Genomic DNA, 13525 nt, shown 5'->3' with positions numbered 1-13525 from the left:
TCCGTACTGAGCCACCGGCCTCTCAACCGCATCATGGAAGTGAGACCACCGCATGAAGACCCTGCTCCATCGCAGAAAGCCACAGTCTCGCGGGCACCGGCCCTAAGCGAGGATATAACCCACCGCTAGCGAAGCTAGGTTAGCTTCCCTGATAAATATCGCACGACAGTCCGATCACGCACGGTTGACCTCCCCGGGTTTTGCCATAACCATTCCGTCCGCCGGGCTGGGCACCGTAGTCCCAGACATTGTCGCGGTCCATCGGTCTCGCCGGCTGCGTTGCATTCATTGGCTGCTGCCCGGATGACTGATCAACATTGCCCGACGGTTGCATTCCTTGAGCGTCGGCAGCACCCGCCGCCGTGAGCAGAAATATCGCGACGACTGCGGACGTTTGCACTTTCATTTCATCACCTCTTCGTAGTCAACGGGTCGCGTGAGCGACACCAGTTTAGCTGGGACGCGAGTCCGCACAAGAGAACGCACGGTTGAACCGTCGCTTCAAGTGAGCCGTGCCAAGAAAGCCTGATCGACGCGAAAAGAGGATTGGCCTTGAGCGCAGCCAATATCTACTTCATACCCCGCGCCTATCGCCGGCAACCATTTAAAACTCGAGCTTCCCGAGCGACCAAACGGTCGCTATGAGGCCATTTCCGCTTGCCCTCGAAGTCGGTCGAGCCTCTCGCGTGTCGAGGCACCGGCGCCATCATGACGCGCCTGATCCCGAAAGAATGACAGCGGCACACGGTAAGCCGCACGATCTGCGGGCCAAATCGCCCAAGCGCTTATTTCCATGGACTTGGGAGGGTGCTGAGTACAGCGTACCCGGTCGGGGTCCTGGGCGCGAGTTGGAGTCCGAATTGGCAATGTCAACAGACATTGTGATCCCTAGGCATGTAGCAGTAGCCTCTGCAAATATGTTATAGCGCAGGCAATGACACAGAGTTAGCGAATAATTGAGTCAGCTCTCCGGATGATGTGGAGGAGGCTTCTGGAGGCTAGATCAGGTTGGCCGCAGACCAGGTGAGCTGCGCACCATACTTCACTATCTGATCACCGTTCGAAGAACGTCGCAGCCAGGAAATCCTTGACCGACCCGCTTGCAGTGTCCGAGTGCCAATGAAGAGAGTTTGTAGCGCCGTTGCTCCAAAGAGCGCGTCGCTCTGCGGCTCTTTCATCGCGAAACAATCCAGATGAAATTGACGCCGGAAAATAGCGTTCTGATCCCCCTTGACGCCAGTGACGAAGACGTGGCTTCTCGGCACTACTTTCAATGAATAAATGACCAACGTCTCTACACGAGCCACGCTGTGCGCCCGCACGCGAGGCGTCGACCGGAAAGCGTCGAGAGCAACATCTGCAGTGCTCCGGCTAAGACCGTTCCTCTTACCGATTCAGTCATTCAGATAACTCGCGACGAAGCAAGATTTCGACACGTTTTGACAGAAACGAGAAAGAAACGCTGGCTCCCTTCCTTTAGACTTATTCCCGTCGCCCGAAAAGGTTGTAGTGCAAGTAGCGATCAACGAATTGGTTAGAGTGTCGGACTGACGGATTTGATATCTTGCGACCGTGACGCGATGATTCTTCGAGCGCTGGTATCTGCGCTACAAGCTAAGCCTGCGCGATCTCGTCAAAATGATGGCTGAGCGAAGACTGGCGCTTGCTGACACGACGCAGAAAATCGCAGCGTTCGAGGTGGCCTTGAAAGCGCTGATTAGATACCTGCTCGCAGGCGTCTTTCAGCCCCTCGGAAATCTAGATTTTGAAATATGCAGGCCAGAGCATGTTTACTCCCAATTCCATTCCCTATCAGCAACAACCTGGCTTTCAGCGCACCTACCGCCAAGGCCGCTTGAGCCTGGGTCTTTTCTTTCCCCTCGAAGCCTTCACCGGCGATACGCCGAGTATGTCCGACCAGGTGAGCCTGGCCCAACGTGCGGAAAAGCTGGGTTTCTCTGCCCTCTGGTTTCGCGACGTGCCGTTGCGCGACCCCAGCTTCGGTGACTCGGGCCAGGTCTTCGATCCTTGGGTCTACCTGGGTTTTATGGCGGCACACACTCGCTCGATTGCGCTGGGTACCGCGTCGGTCATCCTGCCAATCCGCAATCCCCTACACACCGCCAAGGCCGCGACCAGTGTCGATCAGCTCAGTGGTGGCCGCCTGCTACTCGGCGTGGCTTCCGGTGACCGTCCAGTAGAGTTTCCAGCATTCGGTGTGGACCCGGAGCAACGCGGCAGCCTGTTCCGCGAATACCTCGAGGTATTTCGCGAGGTTCAGCTCACCAGTTTCGTGCCTTTGACCTGGTCTGGCGGCAGGCTGGAGGGGGCAGATCTGATTCCCAAGCCGACCACAGCGGAGATTCCTTTCTTCGTCACCGGCCATAGCCGCCAGACGCTGGAGTGGATCGCCCGCTACAGTCATGGCTGGATCACTTATCCGCGCGCACCGAAGGCTCAGCAGCTGATTGTCGAGCGCTGGCGCACGGCGGTTCGTGCCGAATGTGGTGAACTGTTCAAACCCTTCACCCAGTCGCTATACATCGACCTGACAGATAACCCGCAGACACCACCACGGCCGATCCACCTGGGCTATCAACTTGGGCGATATCACCTGATCGCGCTGCTGCACAGCTTGCAGGAGGAGGTCGGCGTTAACCATGTGATCGTCAATTTGAAATACGGCCAACGCCCCGCAGGGGACGTCATACAGGAGCTCGGTGAGTTCGTTCTACCTGACTTCGTCGTGTCGACATGAGCCGGGAGGGTGCCGGAAAGCGACGATCGGCGCGTTCTATCCGGCCACCGCCACGCCCGGCACATCAGCACTACCCGCTCAGGTAGCCAAAACCTGGGCGAAGAAGGTCCGGGTGCGAACCTCGATACTCTTGCGCGGCGCGGCTTCCGGCGGCCCATGGGGTGTTGATTTGCACTGAATCCTGACCCACGATTTGCATTGAATTCTGACCCACCCGTTGGAGCAGCTTGCGGGTTATTCGGTGGGTATCTGGGTCTTCTTTCTCTCCTTCTTTGGTTGCGTCGTGCTGTTTCTGAAACGATAGCTATCGTTGCCTGTTTCTACAATGTGGCAGTGGTGCGTGAGCCGGTCGAGCAGCGCCGTCGTCATCTTTGCGTCGCCAAACACACTGGCCCATTCGGCGAAGCTCAGATTGGTGGTGATGATGATGCTGGTTCGTTCGTAGAGCTTGCTGAGCAGGTGGAACAGCAGCGCACCGCCGGTCTGGCTGAATGGCAGATAGCCGAGTTCATCCAGCACCACGAGGTCGGCATACACAAGTCGTGTTGCGAGCTGTCCGGGCTTGCCCACGAGCTTCTCCTGCTCAAGGGCATTGACCAGTTCGATGGTGGAGAAGAAGCGCACGCGGCGGCGATGATGCTCAAGCGCCTGCACTCCGATCGCGGTTGCCAGATGGGTCTTTCCAGTGCCCGGCCCACCCACCAGAACGATGTTGTGCGCCGAGTCGATGAACTCACACTCGTACAACTGACGCACCAGCGCTTCGTTGGCGTCGCTGCAGCTGAAATCGAAGCCGCCGATGTCGCGATACGCCGGGAAGCGTGCCGCCTTCATCTGGTACGCGAGCGAGCGCACTTCGCGCTCTGCGATTTCCGCCTTGAGCAACCCGGCAAGCACCAGCGAAGCTGACTTGTAGGCCGGCGAGTCCTGCGCGGCGAGCTCGCCTAACGCCTGTGCCATACCGTGCAGCTTGAGGGACTTGAGCATCTGCATCATGACGTCAGGCTGCATGATCGTCCTCCCGATTCCTCAGGCGGTCGTAGCGGCCCACGTTGGCCTGTGGCTCAACCTTCAGTGCGAAGGCCTGTGGCGTCTGCAGCGGCGGCACAGGCGGGCTGTCGAGCAGCCGGCTCAGGATGTTCAGCACCGTCTGCTTGTTCGGTGCGCCGGCCTCAAAGGCCAGCTCGACTGCAGTGAGCACCATCTGTTCATCGTGCAGCAGGACCAGCGCCAGAATCTCGACCATCTCCCGGTCGCCGCCGGGGCGCTTCATCAGCACGCCCTGCAGCTTGCGGAAGCCAGCTGGAAACTCGGCGAAGGGTGCACCGTTGCGAAGCGCTCCCGGTTTGCGCTGCAGGACTGCCAGGTAGTGACGCCAGTCGTAAATGGTTTCGCCGTGGTCATGGCTGCGGTTGATACAGCGCTCGTGCTCGGCAATCACCTGGCCTTCGGCGACGAACACGAGTCTGGCTGCGTAGACGCGCAGACTGATGGGCCGGTTGGCGAACGACGCCGGCACGCTGTAGCGGTTGCGCTCGAAGTTCACAAGGCAGGTCGGCGAGACGCGTTTGGTGTGTTCAACGAAACCATCGAACGGCTGGCCCACCGGCATCAGATGGGGACGCTCGGCGGACCACGCATCCCAGATCGTCGTGTCCTGCTCGGGGTGCCGCGTCTGCTGCCAGAGCAGCACGCACTGATCGGCCAGCCAGTCGTTCAACGCCGCCAGCGAGCCAAACGTCGGCACCTTCTGCCAGAGCCGGTGGCGACTGTCCTGGACGTTCTTCTCGATCTGCCCCTTCTCCCAGCCGGAGGCGACGTTGCAGAACTCGGCGTCAAACAGGTAGTGGCTTACCATCGCGCTGAACCGCGCGTTGACCTCGCGGACCTTGCCGGGGCGCACCCTGTCGACGGCGGTCTTCATGTTGTCGTAGATGCCGCGGCGCGGAATGCCGCCCCACGCTACGAACGCATGATGGTGCGCGTCGAACAGCATCTCGTGGGTCTGTAGTAGATAAGCCCTCAGGAAGAAGGCACGGCTGTGGCTGAGCTTGAGTTGCGCGACCTGCAGCTTGGTACGCTCGCCGTTGATGACGGCCCAGTCCTCGCTCCAGTCGAACTGGAACGCTTCGCCAGCGGCAAACCGGAGGGGAACGAACGTCCCGCGCCCGGTCGTATTTGCCTGCTCGTGCTGCTCCTGTCGCCAGCGCCGGGCAAACGCCGCAACACGGTCATAGGAGCCAGTAAAGCCCAGCACGCAGAGGTCCGCGTGAATCTGCTTGAGGGTTCTACGCTGTTTGCGGGGCCGCGTCGCCTCGGTCTTCAACCACCCAGCAAGCTTCGCAGCAAACCCGTCGAGCTTGCTGGGGCTGTGGCGTTCGGGATAGGCGGGCAGTACGGTGCCGGCCCGTATGTAACGCCTGACCGTGTTTCTGGACACGCCCAGCCGTTTGGCAATCTCGCGCAACGAGACATGATCGCGAAAGTGCCAGCGTCGGATGATGCTCAATATAGCCACGTCGATCACTCCGTTTCCCCTGCCCGTTGCCGAGCAGGTCAGTGTTCTACGTGGGTCAATATTCGATGCAAATTACTGCGCAGGCTGGGTCAGGATTCGGTGCAAATCAACAGCCCATGGGGTCCTGATCGGGGCGGTAAGGAGGGCGAAGCGCGCACCGATCAACAGCGCCATAGTTCTTCAGCGGGCTTCGATCTCATAGGGGAATTACAGATTAAGGCGATGTCGCTTCGTGGGGCTGGGAAGCAGCAGACCTGAAGTCGCGATTGGCTGAACATTCTCGTTACGAATCTCTGGAGAGCACACGAACATGAAAACAGTAGTCGTATCAGGCGCGGTGGGAGTTATCGGACGCGGAGTACTCGCACACTATGAAACCAAGGGCGTCGATCTGGTCGCCGTTTCCAGACGCGCACCTGATTTCCCGACGCGCGCCAGGCATTTAGCAGTCGACTTGCTGGACAGAGAGGCCTGCGAGGCGCTACTTGCACAAGTACCGGAAGCGACGCATCTCGTGTTCGCAGCCTACCAGGAGAAGCCGACGCCTGCGGAACTGGTCGAGGTGAATCTGCGGATGTTGAAGAACATGGTTGAGGTCATGGAAAAGCACGCTCCGAACCTGCAGCACGTCGCGCTGATGCAGGGAGGCAAGGCATACGGCGTGCATATTGGCCCGATTCCGTCGCCAGCGAAGGAGAGCGACCCGCGCCATATGCCACCGAACTTCTATTACGACCAGGAGGATTTCCTTCGGGACCGTTCAGTCGGCAAATCGTGGTCCTGGACTGCATTTCGTCCCGAGGGTGTTGCAGGGGTTGCCGTGGGCAATCCCATGAATCTGCTGATGGTGATTGCTGTCTATGGAACCTTAGCGAAGGCCCTGGGCGTTCCAATGTCTTTTCCTGGCTCGCGCGCCGCTTACGACGCGCTCTACCAGATTACCGATACTCGAATTCTCGCGAGCGCCGTCGATTGGGCAGGCGAGTCCGACGCATGCCGAGGCGAGATTTACAACATCACGAATGGCGATTACTTCAGATGGTCTCGCGTCTGGCCGCGTCTGGCGGAGTTTTTCGATGTGTCGGTCGGTGAGCCGTTCCCCATGTTGTTACAGCAGATGATGGCCGACAAGGCAGAACTGTGGAACAGGCTGGTCGAGAAGCACAACCTTCGAGACTACCCGTACGACCAGATCGTGTCGTGGAAGTTTGGCGACATGATTTTCAAAACGACCTTTGACAATATCTCTAGCACGATAAAGGCGCGCAAACATGGTTTTCATGATTGCATCGATTCAGAGGAAATGTACATCGAGATGCTAACCGAGCTCAGGGAGCAACGTTACATTCCTTGAAAGGTTCTGTCGCGCGAAGGCCATCATATAAAAATTCGACGACCGAGATTGACATGGCCGCGATGGCCATAACGGGCAAAACGCCCATTTGCACGATCAGCACGCAGTCGACCAGCACCATCGCCGACATCCCAAGGCGCTCGCGCCAGAGACGGCTGCCACAGCCCCGGCCAAGTATTCGCCCGTGCTTCGCCTCGCAGCGCATATGCGAAAAAAAGTCGGGCGCGAGGCCCGACTAAAGGACGCGCGACATCGAGGTCCGTGTCGCGCACCTGAGAGAATTGCGATTCTCGACGGAACCTGACGAACTTAATGTGACGCGGATCACTATTGCGAACTGAATCTCCCGCTACGCCGCTTGCTTAATCCACCCCTGCTCCTCCATCGCCCACACGCTGTCTACCATTCAGGGGCTGGGAGCGGCCCGCGAGCCTGCATTACGCCTCGCTACGCTGTTTGTAGCCGGAGATACTGTGGGACTTCATGCCGCCGTACTCGAAGCCGCCCGACATCAGGTGGACAAGTTCGAGTTTCGTGTCGAAGCCGACTCCCAGTTCGCGGTGGAGGGAGAAGGCGTTGAGGCAACAGTGGACGATGTCAGCCTTGACATTCCCGATGCGACCGGCGCAACGCTGGACACTATATCGCACGACGACGGGCAGGCGGTGATCAGGGTTAGTGGAACCGCCTCTTTGAATATCGACGTGCACTTCAGCTTTGAAAAATTTGACAGCGTTGATCGCGATTACGTGGGCATGGGTAGCGCCACAATTTCTGACGACGTCGAAATTGAGTTCGAGGCGCTGGTGACGGTCCAGATCGATGCAGATGTGCTGACACTAGACGGTGTCGAATTGCTGCCGGTAACGCACGACATGCATTTCAACGACATCGAACCGGACTGGATGACCGACCACGACAACTACGACACTTACGACCGGCAGTAAGGTGAGCGCAAGTTGGTCATATCTATGACCGCATCCTGCCGCAAAGCCGGCTTGGACCACTTCGCTCACTGAGCGCGCCACAAACAGGATGATGGAAAACATGGCGATCAAGCGGTGGCTTCATCTCAGTGAGCTCGGTAGCGACCCGTGGGTGCTGCCCATCTATACCGCTTGGAACCAGGCCGTGGAGGAACACCGTGTGGCGGCGCGGACGGATGCAATCACCGAGGCGGGACTACACATCACGACTCGGCTGAATCTGCTTCGTCACATTGTGCGCCGGCTAAATCAGGATTGGGACGCCCTGGCAAAAGAGATCAACAACCACGTCAGTAGCGAGCACCACTACACACCGGACCGCGAAGGCATCGCGTTGCCCGTCGACGATCACATGAAGTACCTGATAATAGCCGACTTTCATTCCGTCCTCTCTGAGGTCGACGCCTGCATCGACTCCATGAAGGCCTTCATGCACGCCCTGCACGACCACGTCGGCCAGCCCATCACGCCAAAGCAACGCATCGAGATGATCAATTCGTGGATGCACGAGCGTGGTGTCGACCCCAAATGGTTTAACCGACTGTCCAGCGCCCGGAATTTCATCGCGCATGTCGGCGCGTTCTATCTAGCCCTAGACACCACCGATCCTCACTGGGACCTGCTGCTGGTCAAGAGGAACATAAAACAGTTTGATGACCCAGACACCTACGTGCGGTTCTTCAGCGTCACGGAGATCGTGGAGGGTTTCCTGGACTGTAGGGCGGCAATGCAAGTGCATCTCGTCGCCCTGTTCGAAGCCGCGAAATGATCGCGCTTTCGGGCACTACCCACTGAGCATGGTGAATGCCTGCTCGCTGCTTGTGAACAGTCACCACAGAGTTGGAAACTGTTAGCCCGTAAAGGGTCGTGTTATGCCATTTGCATCGAACACACGGCCGAGACGATCATCGCACTCGGCCGTGGGGCGCTGGTCGGCCGAGGGCGTGTGAAAACGCATTTATCGCCTAAACTGAATCAACGCACTGAGACCGGGTGACTCATGAAGCGATTCGTTGAAGGCGATGACCGCAAGCAGGTCGCACTACTTCCCGAATGCGTCGATGATTACATTGGCCAGGACAACCCGGTAAGGGTGATCGATGCCTTCGTCGACGAACTGAACCTGGCCGAACTCGGCTTCAACGGTACCACGCCGGCGCTCACAGGTCGGCCGTCCTATCATCCGGGCGTGATGCTCAAGATCTATATCTATGGGTATCTGAACCGGGTGCCGTCTAGCAGGCGTCTTGAGCGTGAATGCCAACGCAATGTCGAGCTGATGTGGCTGACAGGACGTCTCGCACCAGACTTCAAGACGATCGCCGACTTTCGTCGCGACAATGGCGCAGCCATTCGGAATGTATGCCGTCGTTTCGTCGAACTATGTCGCGGACTGAAGCTGCTATCCAGCGACATGGTGGCAATCGACGGCAGCAAGTTCAAAGCCGTGAACAGCCGTGACAGGAACTATACGGCTGGCAAGATCGACAAGCGTCAGCAGCAGATCGAGGAAAGCGTTCAGCGATATCTCGACATGATTGAAACCGCAGATCGGATCAGCCCGACAGGTTTCGATGTGAAGACCGTTCGCCTGTACGAGAAGATCGCTCTGCTGCGTCAGCGGATGCGTGAGCTAGAGCAGATGAAGGAGCAACTGAAGAAAGAACCGGACAAGCAGTTGTCGCTTACCGACCCAGATGCCCGCTCAATGACCAGCGGTGGCAAGAGGACCGGTACCGTGGGCTACAACGTCCAGACTGCCGTGGATACAAAGCATCATCTGATTGTCGAACACGAAGTGACGAATATCGGAGGCGATCACGGTCAACTCAGCAAGATGGCTTTCCTGGCGAAGAACGCGATGGGCAGGCCGAAGCTGAAGGTGTTAGCTGACCGGGGCTACTTCAGCGGCCCGGATATCCGCGCGTGCGAACTGGGCGGGATCAAAACGTATGTCCCGAAGCCACTTACCTCGGCATCAAGGAAGAAGAGGCTCTTTACCAAGCGCGACTTCATCTACGTTGCAAGGAACGACGAGTATCGGTGCCCCGCTGGCGAGCGCTCCATTCATCGGTTCAAGACCGTCGAGAATGGCATGAATCTGAACGTATACTGGCCCAGCGCATGCCCGCGTTGTCATCTCAAGGAGCGATGTTCGCCCAGCGACTATCGCCGCATCCGACGATGGGAGCACGAACATGTACTTGAAGCCATGCAGCGTCGACTCGACCGGAAGCCTGACGCGATGACCATCCGACGAAGCACCGTTGAACACGTCTTCGGCACGCTGAAGCATTGGATGGGTGCTACACACTTCCTGACCCGGACGCTCGGACGGGTGAGCACCGAAATGAGCCTTCAGGTGCTGGCGTACAACCTCAAGCGAGTCATGAATATACTTGGGGTTGCCAGGACAATGAAGGCAATCAGGATGGCTGGGAGCTAAGGCCCTGAGGGGCTTCTTGCGCTCGGGATGCTCGAATAGCACAACTTCGACGTACCAAACTTGATTGACCCGACCGCCAACTTCGCCCTCAGCCTCGAAAATTGCGTTTCCACACGCCCTCGGCCAGCAATGGCCGTTCGACACTCGAAGGTAAATCGTCGACAATTTTGCCACCAGTTCGTGTTCGTATCGCGCTGGCAAACTTCGCGGCTGTTGACCTCAGGTTGTTGACGAGAGGACGTATAACCAACGATCTTGGCCGCACCGGTTGTTCTTCAGAAAATGGCGGTTCGCTGGACTTGAGTCCCAAGGTGTCTTTGTCGACTGCGCGGAGCAAGGGGAAGCCGTCGAGACCTAACAGTCCATACTTCGGTAACCTGCGAGAGTTTGAATTTTCCTCTCTTCTAGATTTGCTCCGATCTGGACGGACGCATTCTTTTCAGCTGCGGATATTCGTCCCGGTGCGCCGCAGTTTATTCCTCGCTCATAGGCGTTGTTCCTCGTTGCGTCGGAAATGAGTGATAACGCACATACATGTATTCGCTGTCGTGTTTCTTATCATGATGGTCCATTAAAAATAGCAAGAAAATAGGGCCGCAGTGAGGCACTTGTACGCAATTCCACATTCATCCCCTACCGCATCGCACCTATGCAAGGAGAACGGGGCATGTTTGGATTTTTTCGGGAGCGGGATGAAGTAGGCGAGGCTCTTCAATCCGCTGCAGCGGCAGATTTTGCTCATCAGACTCAGCAGCGCAAGCATAGGGAAGACTTTCAGGAACGTCAGCGACGCGCCCAACAGAAACGCTGGGCGTTTGATGCGGGTCCGCAGGTTGGCCCTCGCTGGTTCGAGAAGGTGACATTCCGCGAGCGCTGGTCGGACAGGATTCAAGCACTCCACGATGTGTGGGGCGGCGTGCATCGATACACCGATCCCGTCACTGCTTATAACCGGTATCTGTTTCGAGATGTGAAGGCTGCGCGTGCCGCAATGAACGTGGATGCCGCGATAAACAACACACTGACTCCCGATGAGCTCGCGCTGGACGCAGCAGACGCTGGCCTTGGCATCGATAGAAAGACTCTCTTGATACGCAGGCGTAGGGCCATCGTTGTCATGGCACAGGAGAATCTGGAAGTCCACAACCTTTACGATGCGGAAGAAGATACACGTTATTTGACGATTCTTGAGGAAGGTCTGCGGGAGCGGCTTGCAAAAGAGCGGGTCGTTTTCGACAAGTGGAAAGAGAAGCTGAAGCGGCCCGCGTACATGGACCGTCTCGGAGACCTGAAAGGGTGGTTTCAAGGAAAGGCGGTGGACCGCGACTTGCCAGCGACGCCGCCTGCACCCACTTCATTATCAGAGCGGGTCAAAGGCTGGTTCGGAAAGGTGCTGAATGTCGGCCCGATTGTACTGATCCCCGCTGAGGCTGTTTTTGCCTTCCCCGCTTTCGAATTTTTGACTCCGGACGACAAGGCAGCGGCCTATGTAGGGGCTGCTATCTTTACGACGTTGCTGGGTTTGCTCGGGCATGCTTTTGCCATGTCGATACTGCGCGCCTTTCCGAATTATGCTGATGATGAGAAGCGACCGTGGCGTGAGCGATACCGGCTTCGACAACTTCTCTCGGCGATACTCGTACTTCTGTGTGCGCTCTTGATGGTTGGCGCGGGAGCTGATCTACGCAGCAAGCTCCCTGATATTGCTGCGGTCAAGGAAATGAAAGGAACCTTGAAACAGTTGGAGAGACAACAGGCTTCGGCTGCATACAACAACAAGAGGTTGGAAAACAACGATGGGGTAGCGAAATTCGCGAGCGAGGTCGAAGTCCAGAAAAAGGCAATAAACGACAAGAGCGCGATTCTTTACACTTTCAACCCATCTCTGGATAAATCGGACAAGCTGGTCGCGATCGGCGTGTACCTCGCCCTGTTTCTGCTGTCTGCCGCAAGGATGGTGCTGTCTCGAGATCCTGTTTTCGAGTATCAACTCGCGAGTATGGCCGTTCGTGATCTTGAGGACGCACTGTTGAGAATCGAGGCATGGCGGCAGGTCCACGGACAGGGTAGACGAGAGGAGACAAAAAATCTTCGTCTTGTCCTGGCGAAGGCAAAGACGGAATTGGGTGTGGTTAATCCGGGCGACCCACTAGCCTTGCCTTCTCCAACAGAAGCCGATGACCTCGACGACAAGGCGGGGAAAGCACCTGGAGAAACCCCCGCGACCGCCGGTGACGCAAAGGTAGCATCGGATGAAGATAAATCCGATTCGACCGAAAATCACGCTGTGGCGACTTTTAACCAACTGAGCCGAAAATGGCGGGTGGAGCGGTCGCGTCGATATACCTATGTCTACGACCGGCTATCGCGGAATGGGCTCTCTGCATATGGCGCATCGCGAAGTAAGGCCCTTGGACGGATTCCCTTTTCCGAGGAGGAACTCGAATCATGAAGTCCCCGTGGTTCACCTTCTGGGCCTTTGCGGCTCTCGTCGCGCTGCTTTGTCTTACTGGATGCTCGCCACGCGAGGATAATCAGTATCAGACACTCGCTGAACAGCCGTGCGAGGCGCGGCCAGAATATCGCTCGCAGCTCAACATTGTGTTGCTTGATAGAACAAGCCGACTGTCCAAACAGGATCTGATTCGCTGGCGAAAAGGCATAGATTCGTTGTTCCTGTCAGACGCGGTGGAAGGCCGGGTGGAGCTCCTAGACATCACCGGTTCTGGAGATCTTGCCGGGTCGCCAACTACGCTTTGCTACGTTGAGGTGATCGTGCCCGGTGGTCGACCAAGAGCGGATGATGCGGACAAGCCAATGTTCGAGAAAGCTAAGGCTGCTCTCCAGGACTGGAGATTTGGGTCGCCGGAGCAGGATGATCCTTCGCCGGAATTGATCACTGAGCGATTGACGAATCGACGCGAGCAACGTGAGGCGTTAAAACAGGCCGCCGAGCGAGATGTACCGGCGGAGACGCCGACCACCGACATTTTGCTTCCGGTTGGCGAGGGAATTGCAGAACGTTGCCGACAGGTGACATCTTGCCGTGTCTTCGCATTCACCGATCTGATCGATACAGAGGTTCGGAAAAAGGTGGCGAACATGAGCCTTGAGCAGGCAACTGCTTTAGGACAGGTTCGTGCACAAGAGCTTCTGGCGGGCCATCTTTCAGGTGACTCGAAGATTCCCCTAACGGTCATCGTTTGGGGGGCAGGGCGAGACGAGAAGGGCAACAACGCCGCGTTGTCGGTCGCTCTCGAGCGCAGGCTCGTTGCGTTCTGGGAGGGCTATTTTCAGACAGTGTGCAAGGCGTTTGGCAAGGGTTCGGGGGTGTCTATAGGGCTGGAGGCTCCCGAAAGCATGCCAACGTCGTGTCGATAACGACGGGCAGTTGCGCGGGCGTCGCGAGGGGTGCGGCGCAGTGAGAGGTCCTGGTTCAACACTGCCGCACTGAGTGTGAAAG

General features: G+C 57.5%; 10 protein-coding genes and 1 pseudogene. 8 read left to right on the top strand and 3 right to left on the bottom strand.

Annotation, left to right across the window (positions count from 1 at the left end; all coding sequences use genetic code 11):
• Positions 1-139 precede the first annotated feature (139 nt).
• The gene (locus B0G82_RS28365) at positions 140-406 is read right to left on the bottom strand and encodes a hypothetical protein (protein ID WP_116147376.1); all 267 of its coding nucleotides are present in this window, start codon (positions 404-406) and stop codon (positions 140-142) included.
• Between the two features lie 1187 nt (positions 407-1593).
• Between B0G82_RS28365 and B0G82_RS28355 the strand changes: the two are divergent.
• Positions 1594-1677: pseudogene (locus B0G82_RS28355) on the top strand (IS6 family transposase); the annotation flags it as partial.
• 109 nt (positions 1678-1786) lie between these two features.
• A complete protein-coding gene (locus B0G82_RS28350) occupies positions 1787-2758 on the top strand; it encodes an LLM class oxidoreductase (RefSeq protein WP_116147372.1) in 972 nt (323 codons plus the stop codon).
• 234 nt (positions 2759-2992) lie between these two features.
• Here the strand turns inward: B0G82_RS28350 and istB are convergent, their stop codons facing one another.
• Positions 2993-3769: an IS21-like element helper ATPase IstB gene (gene istB, locus B0G82_RS28345; RefSeq protein ID WP_121306549.1), complete on the bottom strand. Its 777-nt coding sequence runs from the start codon at positions 3767-3769 to the stop codon at positions 2993-2995.
• Positions 3759-5285: an IS21 family transposase gene (gene istA, locus B0G82_RS28340; protein ID WP_121306548.1), complete on the bottom strand. Its 1527-nt coding sequence runs from the start codon at positions 5283-5285 to the stop codon at positions 3759-3761. The genes istB and istA overlap by 11 nt, the downstream gene beginning before the upstream one ends.
• Before the next feature lie 301 nt (positions 5286-5586).
• Here istA and B0G82_RS28335 point away from each other — a divergent pair, with 301 nt between their 5' ends.
• The 6 genes from B0G82_RS28335 (at position 5587) to B0G82_RS28310 (ending at position 13443) form a co-directional block, all read left to right on the top strand.
• Positions 5587-6630, top strand: coding sequence for an SDR family oxidoreductase (locus B0G82_RS28335; protein ID WP_116147370.1), 1044 nt, complete (start codon positions 5587-5589; stop codon positions 6628-6630).
• Between the two features lie 473 nt (positions 6631-7103).
• The gene (locus B0G82_RS28330) at positions 7104-7577 is read left to right on the top strand and encodes a hypothetical protein (RefSeq protein ID WP_116147368.1); all 474 of its coding nucleotides are present in this window, start codon (positions 7104-7106) and stop codon (positions 7575-7577) included.
• 100 nt (positions 7578-7677) lie between these two features.
• Complete coding sequence (locus tag B0G82_RS28325; RefSeq protein WP_147439586.1) at positions 7678-8385, top strand: hypothetical protein; 708 nt, start codon at positions 7678-7680, stop codon at positions 8383-8385.
• A gap of 231 nt (positions 8386-8616) precedes the next feature.
• The gene (locus B0G82_RS28320; protein WP_121309782.1) at positions 8617-10062 is read left to right on the top strand and encodes an IS1182 family transposase; all 1446 of its coding nucleotides are present in this window, start codon (positions 8617-8619) and stop codon (positions 10060-10062) included.
• A 667-nt stretch (positions 10063-10729) separates the two neighbouring features.
• Entirely contained in the window at positions 10730-12514 is a 1785-nt protein-coding gene (locus B0G82_RS28315) for a hypothetical protein (RefSeq protein WP_121309781.1), read from the top strand.
• Positions 12511-13443, top strand: a complete 933-nt coding sequence (locus B0G82_RS28310; protein WP_121309780.1) for a hypothetical protein — start codon at positions 12511-12513, stop codon at positions 13441-13443. Before B0G82_RS28315 ends, B0G82_RS28310 begins: the two co-directional genes overlap by 4 nt.
• Positions 13444-13525: the final 82 nt, after the last annotated feature.

The sequence above is a fragment of the Paraburkholderia sp. BL17N1 genome (assembly GCF_003634175.1).
Lineage (GTDB): Bacteria > Pseudomonadota > Gammaproteobacteria > Burkholderiales > Burkholderiaceae > Paraburkholderia.
The sequence above is the reverse complement of the archived record's forward strand: the minus strand, read 5'-3'. Positions and strand labels throughout refer to the sequence as shown.

Bases quoted from the DNA above. Each gene is read 5' to 3' on its own strand.
- B0G82_RS28365 (WP_116147376.1), bottom strand. From the start codon at position 406: ATGAAAGTGCAAACGTCCGCAGTCGTCGCGATATTTCTGCTCACGGCG.
- B0G82_RS28350 (WP_116147372.1), top strand. From the start codon at position 1,787: ATGTTTACTCCCAATTCCATTCCCTATCAGCAACAACCTGGCTTTCAG.
- istB (WP_121306549.1), bottom strand. From the start codon at position 3,769: ATGCAGCCTGACGTCATGATGCAGATGCTCAAGTCCCTCAAGCTGCAC.
- B0G82_RS28335 (WP_116147370.1), top strand. From the start codon at position 5,587: ATGAAAACAGTAGTCGTATCAGGCGCGGTGGGAGTTATCGGACGCGGA.
- B0G82_RS28325 (WP_147439586.1), top strand. From the start codon at position 7,678: ATGGCGATCAAGCGGTGGCTTCATCTCAGTGAGCTCGGTAGCGACCCG.
- B0G82_RS28320 (WP_121309782.1), top strand. From the start codon at position 8,617: ATGAAGCGATTCGTTGAAGGCGATGACCGCAAGCAGGTCGCACTACTT.
- B0G82_RS28315 (WP_121309781.1), top strand. From the start codon at position 10,730: ATGTTTGGATTTTTTCGGGAGCGGGATGAAGTAGGCGAGGCTCTTCAA.
- B0G82_RS28310 (WP_121309780.1), top strand. From the start codon at position 12,511: ATGAAGTCCCCGTGGTTCACCTTCTGGGCCTTTGCGGCTCTCGTCGCG.